We start from the raw sequence: 19,909 nt of genomic DNA on the forward strand, positions 1-19,909 counted from the left end.
CCAATTACAGCACGGTAATTTTTGGCTGTTGCCGCAAATCTTCCTCTGCCCCTCCCTTACCGCTGCGTGTTGACCGTGTACGTCCCATCTGCGTTGCCCGTGAAGGTCACCGTACCGTTCTGATCGGTGCGGTAGATGCGGACGCCATTTTGCTTGTACAGGTCCAGGGCCGTCTTCGTGGGGTGGCCGTAGTTGTTCTCGCCCACGCTGATGACCACGTTCTGCGGGCGCACCACGGCCAGCCACGCCGGATTGTCGCCATTGGCCGCGCCGTGATGAATGCTCTTGTACACCTGGAAGGGGCCGGCGATCTCGGCACGGTCCTGTTCCAACCACGCCGCCGTTTCCTTGCGTTCGCTGTCGCCCGTCATCAGGGCGCGGAAGTCGCCAAATTGCAGGGCCACGCCCACACTGTTGTCGTTCTGATCGCTCCCCATATTGGGCGGCGGTGCGATCACCTGCACCTTGACGCTGCCCAGGTTGATGATCTGGTTGCTGGCCTTTCTGAACGTGGTCTTCTGGGCCTGCAGGGCGGACACCAGCCGTTCCCAGGTCTTGGTGCTGCCGCCCAGCCCGTTGTTGATGAACAGCGTCGGTTTGGCCGAGGCCGCCGTGACCAATCCGGCGATATGGTCCGCGTCTGCATGGGTTGCCACCATCACATCGATCTTGTCGATGCCGTAGGTCTTCATCTGCTGTTCCATCAGCACGGTGCTGCGCCCACCGTCGATCAGCATGGTCTTGCCCTCGGGACTGCGGACCAGCACGGCGTCGCCCTGACCCACATCCAGAAAACGCACGGTGACCTGGCCCTCGGGGGCCGTCTCTGCACTGGCCTTTTCCTTGCCCTTGCCGGTCATGCCGTTGCAGGCCGCCAGCGAGACGGTCAGCGCCAGCACGACCAGGCCCGCGATATCCGCCGGGCTGGGGCCACGCCGGCGCCCGGCGCGGGAGGGCTTACGGGCGGCAGGCTTGCGGCTCTGAGGGCCCGGCTTTCTGCTCGCCGCTTTCTTCGCGGTCGCTTTTTTCTCAGGCCGCTTTTTTTCTGCTTTTTCCGGCGCCTTTTTCCCGGCTGCTTTCTTCCCTGAACCTTTCTCGCTCATACCGTGATCTCTCCGTCCTCGTCCTGCACCTCAGATTCAGCGCTGTTGAGGGCGTCCAGCTGTGCCTGCGCGGTCTCGTGACGCTCCATGGTCTCGGCGAGCAGAAGGCGAACCGTCACGCCGTCGGGCCCGTCGTGCACACCCAGCAGATCACCCTCGCGCAGACCTTCCGGCAGCATCCGCAGCGGCAGATCGAACGTCATGCCGTCCCCCCGTTCCAGCCGGGCCAGCGGCCCCTGCGGGCTGTCTTCGATGCCGTCTACGGTCCAGTGTTCGGGGGGCTGACCTTCTCCCGTCTGGCCTTCCGCCACCGGAAGCTCCGCGACGTGCTCGGGCAGGGCGTGAGGGTGATGCGCCTCTTTCTTCACCCCCACAGCGTAGCGCTCCGCCCACGCATAAACCTGACCGCCCAGCCGACGGGGCTAGGTGATCTGGCCTAGCCCACCCTTCCCCTTACATTTCCGCTTCACTTTCTTCCGGGTTGGCGCCAAAGTAGAAGGGTTCAGTCGCCAATCCACATTCCACTCCAGGAGAATTCATGACCGCACCGTCATTGACCACCCCCCAGCTTCTCGACTCCCATCTGGCCGCCGAGGTGCTGACCCTGGCCCGCGCGGGTGGGGCCGACTTTTCCGAACTGTTTGTCGAAGACACCGTGAACACAACGTTGCGCCTGCACCAGGGCGAGGTCAAGGACGCCGGGGGCGGCAATCTGTTCGGCGCGGGCGTGCGGCTGCTGTACGGCACGCGGGTGGTCTACGCCTACACCAACGACGTGACGGCAAGCGGGCTGCGTGAACTGGCCGATTCAGTCTCACGCGCCGGGTTGGGGCAAGGCAGGGCGGATTCGGGAGAGGTGGGCCGGGACGGCGCAGGCGGCCTAGATTTTCGCAAGGTAGAGGTCAAACCGCTGTACGTGGCCCGCGAACATCCCCTGGGGGTTCAGCGCCGCGAGAAACTGGCCCTGATGCGCCGGGCGCACGGCGCGGCCGCGGGCGTGGGTGACGTCAAGACAGTAGACGTGACCTACCTGGACCGTGTCCAGCGCGTGCTGATCGCCAATTCCGACGGACTGTGGGCCGAGGACGAGCGGGTCTGGAGCCGCCTGGTGGTGAACGCGATTGCCCAGGACGGCACCTTCCGCGAAAACGGATATTACGGCCCCGGTGCGGGTCAGGGCCTGGAATTCTTTGAGACGGTCACGCCCGAGAGCATTGGCGCGGAGGCGGCCAGGATCGCCAACGCCATGCTGCGGGCCACCTATGCCCCTGCTGGAAAGCTGCCGGTGGTGATCGGCAACGAGTTCGGCGGCGTGATCTTCCACGAGGCCTGCGGCCACAGCCTGGAAACGACGGGGGTGGAGAAGAATGCCAGTGTCTTTGCCGGGCAGATGGGCCAGCCCATCGCCCACGAATCGGTCACGGCCATTGACGACGGCACCATCGGCGGCTCCTGGGGCATGGTGAACGTGGATGACGAGGGCATGCCGTCCCAACGCACGGTTCTGATCGACAAGGGGGTGCTGAAGTCGTTCATTGTCGATAAGGTTGGTGCGCTGAAAACCGGCTATGCCCGCACCGGCAGCGGGCGGCGGCAGGATTACACCTTCGCCCCGGCCAGCCGCATGCGGAGCACCTTTATCGACAACGGCGAGGCCACCCCCGATGAGCTGATCCGACAGGTGACGCACGGCATCTACGCCCGCACGATGGGCGGCGGCAGCGTCACGCCCGGCACCGGCGACTACAACTTCGCGGTGAACGAGGCCTACATGATCCGTGACGGCGAGGTGGCCGAGCCGATTAAGGGAGCCTCGCTGGTGGGCAACGGCGCACAGGATCTGAAGAACATTGTCGGCGTGGCGAACGATCTGTCGCTGGGCCAGGGCATGTGTGGCAGCATCTCGGGCAGCATTCCCACCGACGTGGGCCAGCCGCACATCCTGATCAGCGAGATTACCGTGGGAGGCCGCGCATGACCCGAATGGAACTGGGAAGCACCGAGCAACTGAGCATTGAGGCCGCCCGCACCTACCTGCTGGAACGTGCCGGGGAACGGGGCGTGGCCCTGGAAGTCTTTGCCCAGCGCCAGAGCAGCACCAGCGTCCAGGCCTTCGGCGGCGAGGTCAGTCAGTTCAAGCTGGCCAACCGTCAGGGGGTCGGCCTGCGCGCCCTGGTGGGTGGGGCGTGGGGTTACAGCTTCAGCGAGAACCTCTCACCCGCAGCGCTCGACCGCGCGCTGGACAGCGCCGTGGAAAATGCTCAGCTGGTCCATCCTGAACGCGGCGCGGCGCTGGTGGCCTGGGGTGAGCCACCTGCGCTGGACCTGTACGGCGAGGGCCTGAGCGGCGTGAGTGTGGAGCAGAAAGTGGGGGTGGCTCTGGCGCTGGAATCGGCGGCGAAGGAAGCCGATCCGCGCGTGACCACCATTCCCTACGGCGGCTACCAGGACGGCGACATTCACGCCCTGATCGCCAACACCGAGGGGCTGGAGCGCACAGACGCGCAGCTGTATGCCATGCAGTACGTCTACCCACTGGTCAGTGAGGACGGGCAGACCAAGATGAGCGGCGACTGGCAGTTCACCCGCGAATTCACTGAACTCGATCCCACCCGCACCGCGCTCAGCGCGGTGGAAAAGGCCACCCGGCTGCTGGGGGCCAGGCCCGCGCCCAGCGGGACCTTCCCCGCTGTCTTTAGCGGTGAGTGCCTGGCCGAGGTGCTGATGCTGTTCTCGCCGATCTTCAGTGGGCGCATGGTCGAGGAGGGCAAATCGCCGCTGGCGGGCCGCCTGGGCGAAACCATCGCCAGCCCACTGGTCACGCTGGTGGACGACGCCACCCTGCCGCGCGGCCTGAGTTCACGCGCCTTCGACGCCGAGGGCTGCCCCAGCGCCCCGCTGACCCTGGTGGACGGCGGACGCCTGAGCGCCTTCATGCACAATCAGGACACCGCGGCCCGCGCTGGCACCGTCAGCACCGGCCACGCCAGCCGCCACGGCTACCAGGGCACCGTGAGCGTCGGCCCCAGCAACCTGATGCTGCTGGCCGGAAACACGCCCGCCGCAGGGTTGACCGGCGGCCTGACTGGGGTGCGCGTCACGGGTGTATCGGGCGGTCACGCGGGCGCCAACCCCATTACCGGCGATTTCAGTCTGGAGGCGGAGGGCTTCTGGTTCGAGAACGGTGCCGAGCAGCACCCGCTGGAAGTGTTCACCGTGGCGGGGAACTTCCTGGAACTGCTGGCAGGCATCGAGGCCGTCGGCGACGAGATTGAGTGGTCCAACTATTCTGCCGGGGCACCCGCCGTGCGCGTGGGGGCGCTGGGCATCGGCGGCAGCTGAGTCAGAAGGCCCGTTCGCCTGCCCGCACCGGGCCGCTCAGCACGTTTTGTGGCGGCGCGAGCGGGCAGCTCCAGCGCGGGTCGTAAAAGCAGGACGGGTGGAAGGCGAAATTGAAGTCCAGCACCAGTTCGCCGGACGCCGTACGGCCCAGATCCGCGCTCTTGGCGGTGTCCAGCAGGTAGCGCCCGCCGCCATAACTCTGCCCACCGCTGGTGGCATCCCGGAACGGCAGGAATACGCCGCCACCGTACACGTCGATCCAGTACACGTCGAGCGTCCCTATCGGCAGCACCACGCTCCCGAAGCGGACCAGGGGCATGGCCTGTCCGGTGGAGGACGCGACCGTCAGGCGTTCCTGCGGTACGGCAACGTCCACCCGTGCGGTGAACGCCAGCGCCGGCTCGTACGGCCAGCACGGCAGTTGCGTGAATGATGCTCGTGCCGCCGCGTCCAGCGGGGACTGGGCATGGTGTTTGAACAGCGCGTTGCGCCCCGTCTGCCAATGTTGATGGGCCGCCCCCGGGTCACGTGGCAACTCGTCCCGGACACGGGCGTACAGCGCGCTGGCCTCACGCCGCCAGTCAAGGAGATCGAGCCAGGCCTTGGATGCGTCGGAAGACATGCCGATATCCTACGCGCTCTTGATGGCCCTCTGACCGGGCAAAAGGGACACTTTCGGGCTGGCCCTGGGCGTATCCTCACCTCTATGAAGTGGCTCCGTGACCAGACCTTAAGCGACGTCGTGGACAAGGTAGAGGCAGGTGAGCGTCTGAGTTTCGAGGACGGCCTGCGCCTGTTCCACACCCGTGACCTGAACGCGCTGATGCGGCTGGCGAACCTGCGAAAGGAGCGCCTGCACGGCGATAAGGTGTTCTTCGTCCATTCGATGCGCCTGGAATTCACCAACATCTGCTACGTGGGCTGCACTTTCTGCGCCTTCGCCGCACACAAGAATGAGGAGCGGGCCTGGGACTACAGCCCCGAGCAGGTGGTGGAACAGGTGCGCCGCCGCTACCTGCCCGGCATCACCGAGCTTCACATGAGCAGCGGCCACCACCCCAACCACAAGTGGGAGTACTACCCCGCGATGGTGCGCGGGCTGCGCGAGGCGTTCCCGGACTTGCAGGTCAAGGCGTTTACCGCCGCCGAGATTGAACACCTGGCCAAGATCAGCAAGAAGCCCACGCTGGAAGTGCTGCGCGAACTGAAGGACGCGGGCCTGAGCGCCATGCCGGGGGGCGGCGCAGAGATCTTTGCGGACCGGGTCCGCCAGCAGGTGGCGAAGAACAAGGTCAAGGCCGAGAAGTGGCTCCAGATTCACCGCGAGGCCCACAGCCTGGGGATGCGGACCAACGCCACCATGCTCTACGGCCACATCGAAACGCTCGAGGAGCGCCTGGACCACATGGACAGGCTGCGGAAGGTGCAGGACGAGACAGGTGGGTTCCACGCCTTCATTCCCCTGGCCTTCCAGCCGCTGGGCAACACGCTGGCGCAGAATCTGGGCAAGACCGACTTCACCACCGGACTGGACGACCTGCGAAATCTGGCCGTGGCGCGCATCTATCTGGACAATTTCCCGCACGTCAAGGGCTACTGGGTGATGATCGGCAGCGAGTTGACGCAGGTCTCCCTGGACTGGGGCGTGTCCGACATTGACGGCACCATTCAGGAGGAGCACATCGCCCACGCGGCGGGGGCCACCAGCCCTATGGCGTTGTCCGAGGCGGGCATGATCCGCATGATCCAGCACGCCGGACGCACGCCTGTGTTGCGCGACGCCTATTACAACGAGTTGCAGACCTTCCCCAGGACTGAGGCCGAGGCCGCCGATTAACGCGGTGCCGTCCGGTTATCCAGTAGGCTGGGAGCATCGCCGTGCTGCCGCTCAATGACACCTCCCAGGCTGACCTCGATGCGGTGCTGCTCCTCGATGACCGCTGGAACGCCGCCTACCACCGCCGCAGCCCGCAGGAGATGGCGCAGGTGCTCGCCGCCGACTGGCTGGCCTTCTTCCCGGACGGGCAGGTGGTTTTCAAACGGGATGCCCTGGAGGGTATGGCACGCAACCCAGCCGCCACCCTGGTCTTCGAGCGCCATGCTTCACGCGTCTTCGGCGACACGGCCATCACGCGCGGCACGCTGTACGCCGACGGCAAGCGGATCCAGAGCTTCCTGCGGGTGTACGCCCGGCGGGAGGGCGAATGGCAAGCGGTGAGCGTGCAGGTGGTGCCATGACACACGCCGAAGCAGCGCGCCACATTTTTCTCTGGAGCTGCCCATGACCTACCGCGCCGGATGGATCCACTTCACCAACGTTGCCCCGATCCTCGATTCGCTGACGTTGCCCCCGGGCGTCACGGCCATCACGGGCGTGCCGACCCAGATGAACGCCGCGCTGCTGTCGGGCGAGGTAGACATCGCCAATATCAGCGCGGTGGAATTTATCCGCCACGCCGATGTCCTCGAAGCCCTGCCCGATTTCAGCGTCAGTGTGCTGGGGCCGGTTTACTCGGTCAACCTGTTCCACACCCGCCCGCTGGACGAGCTGCGCCGGATCGCCCTGACTGCCCAGTCGGCCATGAGCGTGGCGCTGCTGGAGGTGCTGCTGCGTGAGCGCGGCCTCTCCCCCACCCTGGAACGCGCCGAGGGCGAGGCGGAGGAGCTGCTCGCGGATGGGTATGACGGCGTGCTGCGAATTGGTGACAGCGCCCTGCGCGAGTGGTACCGCGTCGTTGGGCCGCTGACCACAGAGCGCACCATGACCATGTTGCCGGACAGTGGGCGCGGCGTGACCGTCACCGATCTGGCCGAGGATTGGTTCCGCCTGACCGGCCACCCCTTCGTGTTCGCCGTATGGGCCTACCGCAAGGACCGTCCCCCCCCACCCGAGCTGGTGCAGGCCATGCGCGTGGCCCGCCGGGAAGGCATTGGACATCTAGCAGACGTGGCCGGGCGGCACGCGGCCCAGCTGGGACTGCCTGAACGGGTGGTGCAACACTATCTGTGGAACTTTCGCTACCACCTGGAAGCGCCAGACCGGCTGGGTTTACAGGAATTTGCCGCCAAAGCGGTGCCGGACCACGCACAGCTCTGCTTCGGCAGAAGGCCCGGTGAAGCGGGCTGACTGGAACGGCTCTGCAAGCCACGCAAAAAGGGAACCTCTATTGGCTCCCTTTGCTGAAGTTCAAAGCTCACGGGTCTTCTCCCGCTCCTTTGTTCGCACGTCCGTTTTTAAGGTTCCCGGAGGTGGACGTCGCCCTCAAGTGCATATGTACATCGTGGATTGCACAGCATGGCTTTCTCAAGCCAGAAAAACAAATATAAATCATTGGGATAAAGAAGTCAAGCTCAGCTGGTTTTAGACCGGGTCCAAGTGAAGGCGTTACACTGGCGGGCATGACCTATCAAACCGTTCGCCTCTCACGGCAGGGCGAGGTGGCCACCCTGACCCTGAGCGCCAAGATGGGCAGCATGGGGCCGGACTTCTGGCGCGAGATGCCGCAGGCCCTGGCCGAGCTGGGGGACGCGCGCGTGTTGATCGTGCGTGGCGAGAAGATCTTTAGCGCGGGCCTGGATGTGAAAACTAACGCGGCTCAGATTGGACCGGTCCTGGGCGACGTGGCCGGATTCAGGGCCGTGGTGGACACGATGCACGCGGTCACCGAGGGACTGGCCGCGCTGCCGATTCCAGTGATCGCCGCCGTGCACGGGTGGTGCATCGGCGCGGGGCTGGAGCTGATCAGCGGTGCGGACATCCGCATCTGCAGCAGCGACGCCCGATTCAGCCTGCCAGAAGTGAAGCTGGGGATCGCCGCCGATCTGGGCGGTCTACAACGCCTGCCGCACCTGATCGGACGCGGGCGCACGGCGCATCTGGCGCTGACTGGGGAAGCCATTGATGCTGAGACCGCCGAGATCTGGGGGCTGGTGACCGAGGTCATGGACACCCCGGATGACCTGTTCGCCAGGGCCGACGAACTGGCCGCCCAGCTCGTCGCCCTATCGCCCAAGGCGCTGGAAGGCACCAAACGCGCCCTGACCGATGACCTGCCGCACGCCGAGAGCCTGAGCAACGCCGTGGAGTGGAACGCGCGGCACATGACGCTGGACGGCCTGCAGAACGCGCTGAAAAAGTAAGTTGGCAAGGAACCGGGGCCACAGGCATTTCCCTGTGGCCTCCTTGCTGCCAGCATTGGGGGGTAGTCCGCGAAATACGTTGCCCGAGCTATCAAGCATTCTGGACAGCCCATCACCCTGGGCTCGGCCTGCTGGTGAACTGCGAGACGCGCAACACCAGTCAAACTTTTTGATTTAGACAGGTCTTCTCACTCTCAATACATGACGTATTAAAGCCATCACGCCAGCTCAATATTTCAAAGGTGCCGGAGAGCTGGCAGCAGCATCAATGCCATCTGTGGAGAAATCGCCTGCTTCAACGGCTGTTTACAAACACATTTTGGAACAGACAATATCGCTTATCTCATATTACTCATAGTTTGATTTATAATTATGAGATTATAGAGCAGAACCACAGGAGGCTCACCATGACCCGCACCGCCCTCCCCCACCTGAGCGACGACAATCTGATTCTGGACACCGACAGCTACAAGAGCAGCCACTTCTTGCAGTACCCGCCCGGCACCACGCGGCTGTTCTCATACCTGGAATCGCGCGGCGGGCGCTATCCGGTCACCCGCTTTTTCGGACTGCAGTACATTCTGGACCGTTACCTGACACGCCGCATCACAGCAGAGATGGTGGACGAGGCCAGAGATCTGATCGAGGCACACGGCGAACCCTTCCCCTACGACGGCTGGATGCGCGTGGTCAATGTCCACGGTGGCAAACTTCCGCTGGAAGTGAGGGCCGTCCCGGAAGGGACCCTCGTCCCCATCCACAACGTGCTGATGAGCGTGACCAACACCGATCCCGAGTTGCCCTGGCTGGTGGGCTGGTTCGAGACCATGCTGATGCGGGTGTGGTACCCGGTCACGGTCTGCACGCAGAGCTGGCATATTCGTCAGATCATCGGCAAGGCGCTGGAGCAGACCTGCGACACCCCCGAGGCGGAACTGCCCTTCAAGCTGCACGACTTCGGCAGCCGCGGGGTGTCCAGCCGCGAGAGCGCGGGCTTGGGGGCGCTGGCGCATCTGGTCAACTTTCAGGGCAGCGACACCCTGGAAGCCCTGCGTGTGGCGCGCAACCACTACGACACCGACATCGCGGGTTTCTCGATCCCCGCCGCCGAGCACAGCACGATCACCAGTTGGGGCAAGGAGCATGAGGTAGACGCCTACCGCAACATGGTCACGCAGTTCGGCAAGCCGGGTAGCCTCTACGCCGTGGTCAGCGACAGCTACGACCTGAAGTACGCCATCAACACCCACTGGGGTGAAACCCTGCGGCAACTGGTGATCGATAGCGGCGGCACGCTGGTGGTGCGGCCCGACAGCGGCGAACCGCCTGCGATGGTCCGGCTGGCCGTGCGTGCCCTGGCTGCCAAGTTCGGGACCACGGTCAACAAGAAGGGCTATCAGGTGCTCAACCATGTGCGCGTGATTCAGGGCGACGGCATCGACGAGGTGACCATCACCCAGATTCTGCAGAACCTGCTGATCGACGGTTTCTCCGCCGAGAACGTCAGCTTTGGTATGGGCGGCGCGCTGTTGCAAAAGGTAGACCGCGACACCCAGCGCTTCGCCTACAAGGCCAGCGCGGGCGTGATCGACGGTGCGTACCGGGGCATCTACAAGGACCCTGTAACCGATCCCGGCAAACGCAGCAAGGACGGTGTGCTCGATCTGGTCATGGAAAATGGCCGCATGACCACCCGCGCCTATTACACCTTCGACACCGACTTCCCCGGCTCGTTGATGCGGACGGTCTACAGGGATGGGGAGTTGCTGGTGCGGGAGAGCTTGGAGGCTGTGCGGGGGCGAGGGTGAGCAAGCAGCTTGAACGTGTCCTGCCAATCCTGACGACTATACCCGGTGTCAATATTCCGGCCACACTGCTTCAAGGTCTTTATATTGCCGCCAGCCAGCGCAAGATGGAGCAATTTGAAGGGGCGCTGCGTTACGAAGTCAATCTGCTGAATCGAAAGATTGAAGCTGGGAAACTGGTTCTGGACCGCGAGTACATCAAATCCGAAGCCTTTGCCGCCAACGTGATACAGGCCTTGAGAGCAGCAGAAGTCGCAGAGTCAGAGGACAAACTGCATTTCATCGCGCGAGCGCTGGCCGGATGTTCTCTAAGCTTCCCTTCGCCCCGACTGGATCGCTTTCAGACTTTGAGAATTATCGAGGGCATGTCGGATCGTGAAATGACGGTCTTCGTCGCCTATTTTCAAATTCTTGATCCGATCAACCCGTATGACGACTTTATTCCAGTAGACACGCAGGTTTCTGTCGCCGGCCTCACGCGCCAAGAGTTTGTCTCTGCATTGTTGGGGCTTGAGCAACTTGGTCTTCTCAGCAAGGAAAACCTGACTAATCAAGAAGGCGATTGGAGACCGACGCCGAGTCGTTCTGGATCTGGTTTCGCCTGGAAACTGACCAGTCTCGCTCGGCAGGTGGCCAGCCTCAGCCAGTTTGGTGAGGATGACATATGACTGGTGTTAGCGGAGCCGGGGCAACGAACGTTCCTTGTGCAGGAGGAAGTGGCCTGAGAACTGAAGGCTCTGGCACGGCGGATGGCGGTTTTGTGTCGGCCTGGAGGAGTAAAGAACGATGAAGAACGACTGGCTGGACACACTTTTCCCGCCTAACGCCGAGCGCACAGTGCCCTGGCCCCCTGTAGGTGAGACCGTAACGCTCTGGCGTCCTACAAGCCTACACGAGCTTCAACTGGTGGCACAGACTGGCTGGCAAAACTGGCCGCCCCGCCTGCCAGATCAGCCGATCTTTTATCCAGTGCTCAACCGCCTCTATGCGGAGGAAATTGCGCGCGACTGGAACGCGAAACGTAATGACCCACCCATCGGCTTCATCACCGAATTTGAAGTTCAAGCCGAGGTGGCGATCCAGTACAAAGTTCAGGTGGTAGGGACGCAGGACCGCCATCAGGAATTGTGGGTGCCCGCCGAAGAACTGAACGATTTTAATTGGGCGATTGTGGGACCAATTCGTGTGATAGGGCATTTCGCGGGCAAAGGCTACACCGGTGCTATCGATCCGGAAACGCATCTGCCAGAGGACTTTTGATGAACATTCTCGGCCTCAACGTTCCACCCATCGCGCTCGATCTGGCGGGCGGCCTGTGCGTGCTGGTCAGCCTGTATTACCTGTGGCGGAAGGCCAGCACCTACTGGCACTGGAGCAACGCCTCGTTGCTGCCATATTTTCTGCTGTTTCTGGCGGGCGAACAGTGGATGCTGGCGGGCCTGCAGGTCACGTACTTGCTGTTCGGCATCCACGGCCTGTACCTGTGGCACCTGGAGGCGCGGCGCGCACGGGGCGAGATTCGCTTCAACGAGGCGGGATGGTACGGGGTGACCTGGGCCACCAGCCTGCTGATCTTCGCGTATACGGTGGCCCTGACCGACTTCAGCAATGTGTGGAACGGCGTGCAATTTGCGGCGGTCACGCTGGCCCTGATCGCCAACTTCGGTACGACGCGACGCTGGGCCTGGGCCTGGCCGGTGTGGGTGGTGGTAAACGCCGTGCAGGCGGTGTATTTCTGGCACACGCAGTACTGGGTGCTGTTCGGTCTGCAATTCATTCTGGCAGCCATGAGCGTCTATGGCTGGCGGCTCTGGCGGCAGGATGAGGAGCAGGTGTCGGCCGGTGCTGTTCAACATGCGTAAGCCCCTGCTCACGGCGGCACGACCGGACAGCGGGCCATGTCCGGAACCAGAACCGCTGCGGACTTTAGTGCTGCGCCATGTCTGAGTTCGCTCACGCCCTGATCATCGGCAAGTTCGCGCCGTTCCACCGGGGGCACATGCTGCTGCTGGAACGGGCGCTGGCCGAATGCAGGCGCGTCAGCGTGTGGGTCTACAGTCGCCCGGACTTTGCAGCGATGCCCTCGCCGCTGCGCCGGGGCTGGATCAGGGAGCTGTTTCCCGCCCGCCTGTATCCGGGGCTGGAACTGCTACCCGACGCTCCGCACCCGCCCACCAACGCTGAACCGGACGGGATTCACCGTGCCTACGTCCGCTCGGTGCTGGACGGCTGGGGTGTGCATCCCGATGCCGTGTACACGAGTGAGGGCTACGGCGACGCGCTGGCGGCAGAACTGGGGGCAACGCACGTTTGCGTGGACCGGGCGCGGGAAGCGGTGCCGATCAGTGGAACGCGGCTGCGGGCGGACCTTCATGCCCACCGCCAGTTCCTCGATCCTGCGGTTTACGCCCATTTCGTGGAGCGCGTCGTGCTGCTGGGCGCGGAGAGTACCGGCAAGAGCACGTTGACGCGGGTGCTGGCCGAGGCGCTAGGAACAACCTACGCCCGCGAATATGGCCGCGACGTCTACGAGCGCGAGGACGGCAAACTGACCCCCGAACATTTTCTGGAAATTGCCCTGGGCCACCGCGCCCTGGAGGACGAGGCTGCCCGCGCTCCCGGCGCAAACCAGCGCGTCTTCTGCGACACCAACGCCGCCACCACACTGATGTGGTCCTACCTCCTGACCGGCACAGCCCTCCCCGAACTGCACGCTCTGGCCGATGCCTGCCGCGCCCGCTACGCCCACACCATCCTGTGCGCTGACGATCTGGCCCACGAGCAAGACGGCTGGCGGGCCAATACGCCGGTCCGCACCGTCCAGCAGGGCTTTATCCGGCAGGAATTGGGCACGCACGGCGTTCCCTATTTTGAGGTCCGTGGGGCCGTGGCCGCGCGGGTGACGCAGGTACGGGCCGCGCTGGGCGTCTAGCCGCCGTATTCCCCATCTGTAACCTTGCCCAGCCAGAGGGTCTCGCCCGCATTGATAGCGAGGTGCTGCATCAGGGAATCCGGGGCCGCGCCGTGCCAGTGTTCCTCGCCCGCCTCAATCTGCACCACGTCTCCGGCCGCTATGGTCAGGGCGGTCTCGCCGCGCTTCTGGACCCGGCCCACGCCGCTCAGGACGATCAAGGTCTGGCCGTGCGGGTGGGTGTGCCACGCCGTCCGTGCGCCAGGGATAAAGGTCACGCGCAGCACGCCCTCAGCCTGCCGTTCCATCCAGACCTGTCCGGTGAAGTGGGCCTCGGGCGCGGGAGTCATGGTCAGTGTCTGGCCTGGAGTGTGTTTCATGGGGCCAGCCTACGCCGTAGGGCTCAGGCCAGCCCGCTCATCCAGCAGCTGTGCGATCCGGCGGCTATGCGCATCGTTTCCCTCCACCAATGCGGGCAGTTCGGCGCCCAGCAACTCGGCGACAAACGCTGGCCAGTCATGCGAACCCTCGTGTAGATACGGTGCAGAACACTGCGGGCAATGACGACAGGGAGAGCGTTCATTCAGAGCTTCCGGACAAAAACAGCACTGGCCCCGACCACGGCGGTCAGGGCCAGCAAGGGCTTCGGTTTCAAATCAGGTATACCGCTCGGCCAGGATCTGGAGGTGCGCCCGCTCGTGGCCCAGCATGCCGTGAGCATAGGCACGCACCGTGAAGGGCTGGCCATTGGCGATGCCCTGCCTTTCCCAGGCTTCCGGCGTGAGCTGACGCAGCACGAACAGGTTGCTGGTGCGGGCCGACTCGAAACCATCCAGCAGATCCTCGAGTGTCTGTGCCCCAAAGTCGCTGGCCGCCATCCAGTCGTCCTGCTCGAAACCGGGCAGGGGGCTTTGATCGGCGCGGGCGAACCACAGGGCCCGGAAGCCGAAGACGCGCTCGGTGTCGGCCATGTGGCCCACCACCTGCTTCACGCTCCACTTGTCGGGGGCATAGCGAAAGTCCGGGCGATCTGCGAACGCCAGAATGGCGGCGCGGGTCAGCGGGGCCTGCTCCGCCATGGCCCCCAGCACGTCCCCTTCCGGCGCGAGGTTCACGTAGCGGGCGTAGAAGGGTGGGTAGTCGCCGGGCTGGGGCTGGGTCATGCGGTCACTGTAGCCCTCTGGACCCAGGGCCGCACCCCAGGTCCTCTCGACAGCCCTCGGTCCGCACGGGTGGGGGTCTGCTGGGACTGGCTCTACTGCGCCTGGGCACTCCACTGGCCCAGGGCCTCTGCGGTCTGCACGTACGGCAGGCCAAAGGCTTCCGCCACACCCTGGTAGGTCAGCTGGCCGCGGTGGGTATTGACGCCCAGTTGCAGCGCCGCGTGACCCCGCAGCACGTCGATGCCGTGGTCAGCCAGCATCAGCACATAGGGGAAGGTGGCGTTGGTCAGGGCAAAGGTGCTGGTGCGCGGCACGGCCCCCGGCATGTTGGCGACGCCGTAGTGCACCACACCGTCCACCACATAGGTGGGGTCGTCGTGGGTGGTCGCGTGAATGGTCTCCACACAGCCGCCCTGGTCCACCGCCACGTCCACGATCACGCTGCCCTCCTGCATCAGGCCCAGCATGTCGCGGGTGACCAGATTGGGGGCCTTGGCGCCGGGGATCAGCACGCCGCCGATCAGCACGTCCGCCTCGGGCAACAGGGCGCGGATGTTGGCCTCGCTGCTCATCATGGTGGTCAGGCGGCCAAAGTAGATGTCGTCCAGGTAGGTCAAGCGGCGGTGGCTGACGTCTAGAATGGTGACCTTCGCCCCCAGACCCATGGCCATTTTCGCCGCGTTGGTGCCCACTACGCCGCCGCCGATGATCACCACATGTCCGGCCTGCACGCCGGGGACGCCGCCCAGCAGCACGCCGCGCCCGCCGACGGGCTTTTGCAGGTGGTACGCGCCCGCCTGCACGCTCAGGCGGCCTGCCACCTCACTCATGGGGGTCAGCAGGGGCAGGCTGCGGTCCTCGGCCTGCACGGTCTCGTAGGCGACTCCCGTGGTTCCTGCGTCCAGCAGGGCGTCCAGCAGAGGACGGTCGGCGGCCAGGTGCAGGTAGGTAAAGAGCAGCAGGTCTTCACGCAGGAAGCCGTACTCAGCGGCCACCGGCTCCTTGACCTTGACCACCATCTCGGCAGCCCAGGCGTCCTCGGCGCTGCCGATGGTCGCGCCTGCATCGATGTACTCCTGATCGCGGATGCCGCTGCCGACGCCCGCACCCTCCTGAACGATCACGCTGTGACCGCGCCGAACCAGCGTGCCGACCCCGCCGGGCGTTAGGGCGACGCGGTTCTCCTTGACCTTGATCTCCTTGGGAAGTCCGATCTGCATAGGGTTTTCTCCTGGGCCGCACAGGGGCCGGAAAGGGTGGAAAGGCGGTTGAATTGAAGACCAGCGCGAACGGCGTATCCTAACAGGGGAAGCCCCGATCAGGATTGCCGAAAAGCACCTCTAGCGGGGGCATTATCGCAACACTATTGCGCGAATATGCGATAGTGGGCCATAAGATGTCTCAAACCAATCTGGATGCCATTGATAAGCAGATCCTGACCATTCTGCAGCGCGACGCCCGACTGCCCAACACCGAACTGGCCGACGAGATCGGTCTGACCCCGGCGCCCACGTTGCGCCGCGTCCGGCGGCTGGAGGAGGACGGCATCATTCAGCGCTACGTGGCGCTGCTGGACCACAAGAAGGTGGGGCGCGACCTGCTGGTGCTGGTCCGCGTCACCCTGGACAAGCAGACCCGCCAGGGCTTCAACGACTTCGCTGCGCAGATGCAGGACCGTCCAGAGGTGCTGGAGTGCTACCTGTGCCTGGGCGACATCGACTACCTGCTCAAGGTCAGCGTGCCCGATCTGGACGCCTATCAGCACTTTCTGGTCAACACCCTGGCCGCCATTCCCGGCGTCCGCAACACCGCCAGCACCATTCTGGTCAAGCAGGAAAAATACACCACCAGCCTTCCGCTGGAATAAAGCAGGAGACTCCCTATTCTCCCCTGTCTCCCATCAAAGGCTGGAATACTGCCCGGTATGGTCACCACAAAATCCGCTTCCCTGCTGTTGTCCGCCTCGCTGCTGATGCTGGTGGCCTGCGCGCCCGCCACCCAGGCCCAGACCACATCTGCCGCCACCCCGGCGCCCCCCACCGCGCCCACCTTCACTCCTGTCAAGCCCCTGAGCGCCCAGCCAGTACGGGACTTCGACAAGGCCGCTCAGGTCATTGATCCAGCCAAAACCTACCGTGCGGTCCTGAAAACCGAGAAGGGCGACATCACGGTGGAGCTGAACGCGAAAGCCGCGCCAAAAGCGGTCAATAACTTCGTCTTTCTGGCGCTGAACCATTTCTACGACGGCACGCGCTTTCACCGGGTCATTGACGGATTCATGGCCCAGGGCGGCGATCCCCTGAGTGCAGATCAGGCCAAGCAATCTGAGTGGGGCACCGGCGGCCCCGGTTACAGCTTCTCGGCGGAACCCAAAAATGGCCTGAAGTTTGACAGCGCGGGTGTGCTGGGCATGGCGCGGGCGGCCAGCCTGGATTCACAGGGCAGCCAGTTCTTCATCACGGTGGCCCCCGCTGACTTTCTGGACGGCCAGTACACCGTCTTTGGCAAGGTTATTCAGGGTCAGGACGTATTGAACCAGCTGACCCGCAACGACGACGGCAGAGGCCCGATTGCCGGAAAGGCAGCGGATGAGTTAAAGGGCGTGGAGATTCTGGTTTCCAGCGGAAGTTGAGAGAAGTCGCTCAAAACCCTCTCCTTCGGGAGAGGGTTTTTTGATGGTCAGGGCAACACCGGGTACAGGTCCACCCGCATACTGGGTCTCACGTCGTCCCGCGCGGCCACGCCCACCACGGCCGTGCCCCCGGTGCGCCGTCCCAGCCGCTCCAGCAGGGTCACCAGCTCAGACACGTCCAGGCCCTTATTGACGATGTACTCGCTGGGCACACCGCGTGTGGTGATTTCGGTCACGGCGTCGCGCACAAGGTCGCTGATCTGATCCTGCAGGGCGCGTGGATCGCCCCCCAGCGTGATATTGGCGCGCCGGATGATCTCACCGCCCCGGTACAGCACAGTGTTGGGGCGGGCGTCACAGCTCAGATCCACCGGAAAGCCCACTGCGGCGTTCTGGGCGGCACGGCACTGCACGAAGGTACTGGCGTTCAGCCCGCGCAGTTTGGTTTCCAGTGCGCTGCGGGCGCTGCCGCTCAGGCGGGCACTGGGGGCGCTGGCCGTTCCCTTGGAGCCGCGCATCTGCGCAGCGCCCGCAGCGTCTTTCAGAAAGCTGTCCAGATTGCGCACGCCGGGCACCACGGCGGCGTAGACCAGCTCGTTTTTGGGGTAGGCCAGATCGGTGTTGCGGCTGGCGCTCAGTTCGGTGCGGCTGGACAGGTTCTCGTCCTGCAACTTGCCCAGGCTGGCACGGGCGTCGGCCAGGGCGCGCGCCAGCGAATCGTTGCTGTTCTTGAGCTGATCGTTGCTGGCCTGAAGTTGCCGCTGCTGCTGTTGCAGGGCCGTCAGATCCTTGCGCACCTTGTCCCGGTCCGCCGTGGCCTGGGTGCGCTCCCGCGCTGCCTGATCACGTTCTTTGGCCAGCCGCAGCCCATCGGCCACCAGCTTGTCGCGCTGGACCATCAACGCGTCGCGCTGCGCCGTGAGCTGATCTCTGGCCTGCTGGGCGGCCTGCTGCTGCTGCTTGGCGGCAGAGGCGGCAGCCAGAGCGACGGTCAACGCGTTGGCGGCCTGCTCGCGGGACTGCTCCAGCGTCGTGACCTGGGCCTCAAGGTCCCTGACCTGCTTTCCGGCAGCCGCGATCTGCGCGGCGGCGTTCTGCCTGGCCTGCTGAACGCTGGTCTGGGCTGCCGCCACCTGTTTTGCGGCCTGCGCCTGCGCGGCCTGCACCTGTTGCCTTGCCTGGGTTTGGGCGGCAGCCGCCTTCTCTTGCGCGGCCCTGGCGCTGGCCTGCGCCGCCGCTGCCCTGTCCTGCTGCGCCTGCGCGGTGGCCTGCGCCTCATCTGCGCGCGCCTGGGCTGACTGGGCCTCCTGCTCGGCCAGGGCAACGCGGGTGTTGAGCTCCACCACCTGACTGTCCAGCGTCTGCGCACGTTCCTCGCTGGCTTTCAGGGCCTTCTCAGAGGCGGCGAGCTTCCTGCGGTTCTCGGCGGCACGGGCCTCCAGGGTCTTAAGGGTGGCGGTCTGCTCGTCCACCTGTCCCTGCAGGGTGCTGGTTTCTTCCCGCAAGGTCTTTTCGGCAGCGCGGGTGACGTCCAGCTGCCGGCGAATTGCCCTGAGGTTCTGCTCGGCCTGGGCCTGCAATTTCGCGGATCTGTCGGCCTCCTGCTGCGCCTGATCGCGTTCCTTCTGGGCCGCTTGCAATTCACCCTGAACGGCGCCAACCTCCTGACGCAGGGATTCGATGCGCGGACGCAACTGATCGGCCTCGGCAATGGTGGCCACGGCGTTGCGGTTGAGCAGCAAGAAGGCCGCCAGACTGGCCGCGCTGATCGCCATGCCCGACAGCACCGCTACCAGCAGCGCCGTGGTCTTGGGGCGCAGCCCGAACAGGCGGATGTGCTTGCGCCCGGCCTTGCGCGCAATGGTGTCGGCGGCGTAGGCCACCACACCCGACAGCACCACCACAAAGGGCAGGAACAACCACAGCACGTGTCAGGGCCTCCCGCTACAGCTCAAAGTCGTCACCCAGGTAGTCGTTGCGGGCATGCGTGTCCCGCGCAAATTCCTGGGGCGTGCCCTCGAACTTGACCTGGCCGTCGAACATCAGGTACACCCGGTCCGTCAGCGCAATGGTCTCACGGACGTTGTGATCGGTGATAAAGACACCGATGCCCCGGCGGTCCCGCAATTCGCGGATCAGGCGCTGAATCTCGCGGATGCTCTTGGGGTCCACGCCGGTGAACGGCTCGTCCAGCAGCAGATAATCAGGATCGGTGGTCAGGGCGCGCGCCAGCTCCAGACGACGGCGCTCCCCGCCCGAGAGCTGGTAGGCGAAGCTGTTGGCCAGATGCGACAGACCGAACTCAGCCAGTAGCGCGTCAGCGCGGGCGTGCTGCTCATCCCTGGACAGCTTCTGGTATTCCAGAATCGCCAGCAGGTTGTCGCGGGCACTCAGCTTGCGAAAAGCGCTGGGTTCCTGCGGCAAGTAGCCCAGGCCCATGCGGGCACGTTCGTGCATGGGCAGGCGCGTTACATCCCTGTCGCCCAGCTGAATCGTGCCCCCGCCAGGACGGATAAACCCCACCAGCATGTAGAAGGTGGTGGTCTTCCCTGCCCCGTTGGGACCGAACAGCGCCACGATCTCACCGGGCCGCACCGTGAAGTCCACGTCCCGCACCACCGAGCGCCGGCCGTAGGTCTTGCTCAGGCCCCGCGCCACCAGATCGGGCCGGGCCTGAACCTGTGCCGTTCCTGTCAAGTCGGCAGAAACAGGCGTCGCAGCCGGGAAACTCGGGGTCTGGGGGGCGGGCGCGGTCACGCGGGCAGCGTATCATGCAAGCGGTTTGAAGGCCGTGAGAGAAGGGGGATTTGCGG

At 64.5% G+C, this 19,909-nt stretch carries 21 protein-coding genes; 13 read left to right on the forward strand and 8 right to left on the reverse strand.

Annotated elements, in window-relative coordinates:
* Positions 1-56 precede the first annotated feature (56 nt).
* Positions 57-1,103, reverse strand: coding sequence for a ComEC/Rec2 family competence protein (locus HNQ08_RS16355; protein WP_184134418.1), 1,047 nt, complete (start codon positions 1,101-1,103; stop codon positions 57-59).
* Positions 1,100-1,471: a DUF3006 family protein gene (locus HNQ08_RS16360; protein ID WP_229790150.1), complete on the reverse strand. Its 372-nt coding sequence runs from the start codon at positions 1,469-1,471 to the stop codon at positions 1,100-1,102. The genes HNQ08_RS16355 and HNQ08_RS16360 overlap by 4 nt, the downstream gene beginning before the upstream one ends.
* Positions 1,472-1,641: 170 nt before the next feature.
* Between HNQ08_RS16360 and HNQ08_RS16365 the strand changes: the two genes are divergently transcribed.
* Together HNQ08_RS16365 and HNQ08_RS16370 are read left to right on the forward strand one after the other, a co-directional pair.
* The gene (locus HNQ08_RS16365) at positions 1,642-3,081 is read left to right on the forward strand and encodes a TldD/PmbA family protein (RefSeq protein ID WP_184134420.1); all 1,440 of its coding nucleotides are present in this window, start codon (positions 1,642-1,644) and stop codon (positions 3,079-3,081) included.
* A complete protein-coding gene (locus HNQ08_RS16370) occupies positions 3,078-4,445 on the forward strand; it encodes a TldD/PmbA family protein (RefSeq protein WP_229790149.1) in 1,368 nt (455 codons plus the stop codon). The genes HNQ08_RS16365 and HNQ08_RS16370 overlap by 4 nt, the downstream gene beginning before the upstream one ends.
* Position 4,446: 1 nt before the next feature.
* Here the strand turns inward: HNQ08_RS16370 and HNQ08_RS16375 are convergent, their stop codons facing one another.
* Positions 4,447-5,067 (reverse strand): DUF1684 domain-containing protein, encoded by a 621-nt coding sequence (locus tag HNQ08_RS16375; RefSeq protein WP_184134422.1) that lies wholly within the window; start codon positions 5,065-5,067, stop codon positions 4,447-4,449.
* 84 nt (positions 5,068-5,151) lie between these two features.
* On the opposite strand from HNQ08_RS16375, the gene mqnE reads away from it, so the two are divergent.
* The 9 genes from mqnE (at position 5,152) to HNQ08_RS16420 (ending at position 13,322) form a co-directional block, all read left to right on the forward strand.
* Positions 5,152-6,282 (forward strand): aminofutalosine synthase MqnE, encoded by a 1,131-nt coding sequence (gene mqnE / locus HNQ08_RS16380; protein WP_184134425.1) that lies wholly within the window; start codon positions 5,152-5,154, stop codon positions 6,280-6,282.
* A gap of 41 nt (positions 6,283-6,323) precedes the next feature.
* Entirely contained in the window at positions 6,324-6,683 is a 360-nt protein-coding gene (locus HNQ08_RS16385; protein ID WP_229790148.1) for a nuclear transport factor 2 family protein, read from the forward strand.
* A 43-nt stretch (positions 6,684-6,726) separates the two neighbouring features.
* A complete protein-coding gene (locus HNQ08_RS16390) occupies positions 6,727-7,572 on the forward strand; it encodes a menaquinone biosynthetic enzyme MqnA/MqnD family protein (RefSeq protein ID WP_184134428.1) in 846 nt (281 codons plus the stop codon).
* 272 nt (positions 7,573-7,844) lie between these two features.
* A complete protein-coding gene (locus HNQ08_RS16395; RefSeq protein ID WP_184134431.1) occupies positions 7,845-8,585 on the forward strand; it encodes an enoyl-CoA hydratase-related protein in 741 nt (246 codons plus the stop codon).
* 407 nt (positions 8,586-8,992) lie between these two features.
* Positions 8,993-10,393 (forward strand): nicotinate phosphoribosyltransferase, encoded by a 1,401-nt coding sequence (locus HNQ08_RS16400; RefSeq protein ID WP_184134433.1) that lies wholly within the window; start codon positions 8,993-8,995, stop codon positions 10,391-10,393.
* Positions 10,390-11,058 (forward strand): hypothetical protein, encoded by a 669-nt coding sequence (locus tag HNQ08_RS16405; RefSeq protein ID WP_184134436.1) that lies wholly within the window; start codon positions 10,390-10,392, stop codon positions 11,056-11,058. Before HNQ08_RS16400 ends, HNQ08_RS16405 begins: the two co-directional genes overlap by 4 nt.
* A 118-nt stretch (positions 11,059-11,176) precedes the next feature.
* Positions 11,177-11,650 (forward strand): hypothetical protein, encoded by a 474-nt coding sequence (locus HNQ08_RS16410; protein WP_184134438.1) that lies wholly within the window; start codon positions 11,177-11,179, stop codon positions 11,648-11,650.
* Positions 11,650-12,252, forward strand: coding sequence for a nicotinamide mononucleotide transporter family protein (locus HNQ08_RS16415; protein WP_184134440.1), 603 nt, complete (start codon positions 11,650-11,652; stop codon positions 12,250-12,252). The genes HNQ08_RS16410 and HNQ08_RS16415 overlap by 1 nt, the downstream gene beginning before the upstream one ends.
* Before the next feature lie 77 nt (positions 12,253-12,329).
* A complete protein-coding gene (locus HNQ08_RS16420; protein ID WP_184134443.1) occupies positions 12,330-13,322 on the forward strand; it encodes an AAA family ATPase in 993 nt (330 codons plus the stop codon).
* Here HNQ08_RS16420 and HNQ08_RS16425 read toward each other — a convergent pair.
* From HNQ08_RS16425 to ald, 3 genes are all read right to left on the reverse strand, one after another.
* Positions 13,319-13,681, reverse strand: coding sequence for a cupin domain-containing protein (locus tag HNQ08_RS16425; protein ID WP_184134446.1), 363 nt, complete (start codon positions 13,679-13,681; stop codon positions 13,319-13,321). The two genes, HNQ08_RS16420 and HNQ08_RS16425, sit on opposite strands and share 4 nt — an antisense overlap.
* Before the next feature lie 276 nt (positions 13,682-13,957).
* A complete protein-coding gene (locus tag HNQ08_RS16430) occupies positions 13,958-14,464 on the reverse strand; it encodes a DinB family protein (RefSeq protein ID WP_184134448.1) in 507 nt (168 codons plus the stop codon).
* A gap of 92 nt (positions 14,465-14,556) precedes the next feature.
* Positions 14,557-15,684, reverse strand: coding sequence for an alanine dehydrogenase (ald, locus tag HNQ08_RS16435; RefSeq protein WP_184134450.1), 1,128 nt, complete (start codon positions 15,682-15,684; stop codon positions 14,557-14,559).
* Positions 15,685-15,860: 176 nt separating this feature from the next.
* On the opposite strand from ald, the gene HNQ08_RS16440 reads away from it, so the two are divergent.
* Together HNQ08_RS16440 and HNQ08_RS16445 are read left to right on the forward strand one after the other, a co-directional pair.
* Positions 15,861-16,331, forward strand: a complete 471-nt coding sequence (locus HNQ08_RS16440; RefSeq protein ID WP_184134452.1) for an Lrp/AsnC family transcriptional regulator — start codon at positions 15,861-15,863, stop codon at positions 16,329-16,331.
* Positions 16,332-16,388: 57 nt separating this feature from the next.
* Entirely contained in the window at positions 16,389-17,096 is a 708-nt protein-coding gene (locus HNQ08_RS16445; protein WP_184134454.1) for a peptidylprolyl isomerase, read from the forward strand.
* Between the two features lie 47 nt (positions 17,097-17,143).
* Here the strand turns inward: HNQ08_RS16445 and HNQ08_RS16450 are convergent, their stop codons facing one another.
* Both HNQ08_RS16450 and lptB read right to left on the reverse strand, forming a co-directional pair.
* Positions 17,144-19,024 carry a DUF3084 domain-containing protein gene (locus HNQ08_RS16450; RefSeq protein ID WP_184134457.1) on the reverse strand — a complete coding sequence of 627 codons (1,881 nt, stop codon included), beginning with the start codon at positions 19,022-19,024 and terminating at the stop codon, positions 17,144-17,146.
* A gap of 16 nt (positions 19,025-19,040) precedes the next feature.
* Positions 19,041-19,853: an LPS export ABC transporter ATP-binding protein gene (gene lptB / locus HNQ08_RS16455; protein WP_184134459.1), complete on the reverse strand. Its 813-nt coding sequence runs from the start codon at positions 19,851-19,853 to the stop codon at positions 19,041-19,043.
* Between the last annotated feature and the right edge of the window lie 56 nt (positions 19,854-19,909).

The organism is Deinococcus humi (assembly GCF_014201875.1).
Lineage (GTDB): Bacteria > Deinococcota > Deinococci > Deinococcales > Deinococcaceae > Deinococcus > Deinococcus humi.

Coding starts and splice junctions, on each gene's coding strand:
- HNQ08_RS16355 (WP_184134418.1), bottom strand. CDS start 1,103: ATGAGCGAGAAAGGTTCAGGGAAGAAAGCAGCCGGGAAAAAGGCGCCG.
- HNQ08_RS16365 (WP_184134420.1), top strand. CDS start 1,642: ATGACCGCACCGTCATTGACCACCCCCCAGCTTCTCGACTCCCATCTG.
- HNQ08_RS16370 (WP_229790149.1), top strand. CDS start 3,078: ATGACCCGAATGGAACTGGGAAGCACCGAGCAACTGAGCATTGAGGCC.
- HNQ08_RS16375 (WP_184134422.1), bottom strand. CDS start 5,067: ATGTCTTCCGACGCATCCAAGGCCTGGCTCGATCTCCTTGACTGGCGG.
- mqnE (WP_184134425.1), top strand. CDS start 5,152: ATGAAGTGGCTCCGTGACCAGACCTTAAGCGACGTCGTGGACAAGGTA.
- HNQ08_RS16390 (WP_184134428.1), top strand. CDS start 6,727: ATGACCTACCGCGCCGGATGGATCCACTTCACCAACGTTGCCCCGATC.
- HNQ08_RS16395 (WP_184134431.1), top strand. CDS start 7,845: ATGACCTATCAAACCGTTCGCCTCTCACGGCAGGGCGAGGTGGCCACC.
- HNQ08_RS16400 (WP_184134433.1), top strand. CDS start 8,993: ATGACCCGCACCGCCCTCCCCCACCTGAGCGACGACAATCTGATTCTG.
- HNQ08_RS16410 (WP_184134438.1), top strand. CDS start 11,177: ATGAAGAACGACTGGCTGGACACACTTTTCCCGCCTAACGCCGAGCGC.
- HNQ08_RS16415 (WP_184134440.1), top strand. CDS start 11,650: ATGAACATTCTCGGCCTCAACGTTCCACCCATCGCGCTCGATCTGGCG.
- HNQ08_RS16420 (WP_184134443.1), top strand. CDS start 12,330: ATGTCTGAGTTCGCTCACGCCCTGATCATCGGCAAGTTCGCGCCGTTC.
- HNQ08_RS16425 (WP_184134446.1), bottom strand. CDS start 13,681: ATGAAACACACTCCAGGCCAGACACTGACCATGACTCCCGCGCCCGAG.
- HNQ08_RS16430 (WP_184134448.1), bottom strand. CDS start 14,464: ATGACCCAGCCCCAGCCCGGCGACTACCCACCCTTCTACGCCCGCTAC.
- ald (WP_184134450.1), bottom strand. CDS start 15,684: ATGCAGATCGGACTTCCCAAGGAGATCAAGGTCAAGGAGAACCGCGTC.
- HNQ08_RS16440 (WP_184134452.1), top strand. CDS start 15,861: ATGTCTCAAACCAATCTGGATGCCATTGATAAGCAGATCCTGACCATT.
- HNQ08_RS16445 (WP_184134454.1), top strand. CDS start 16,389: ATGGTCACCACAAAATCCGCTTCCCTGCTGTTGTCCGCCTCGCTGCTG.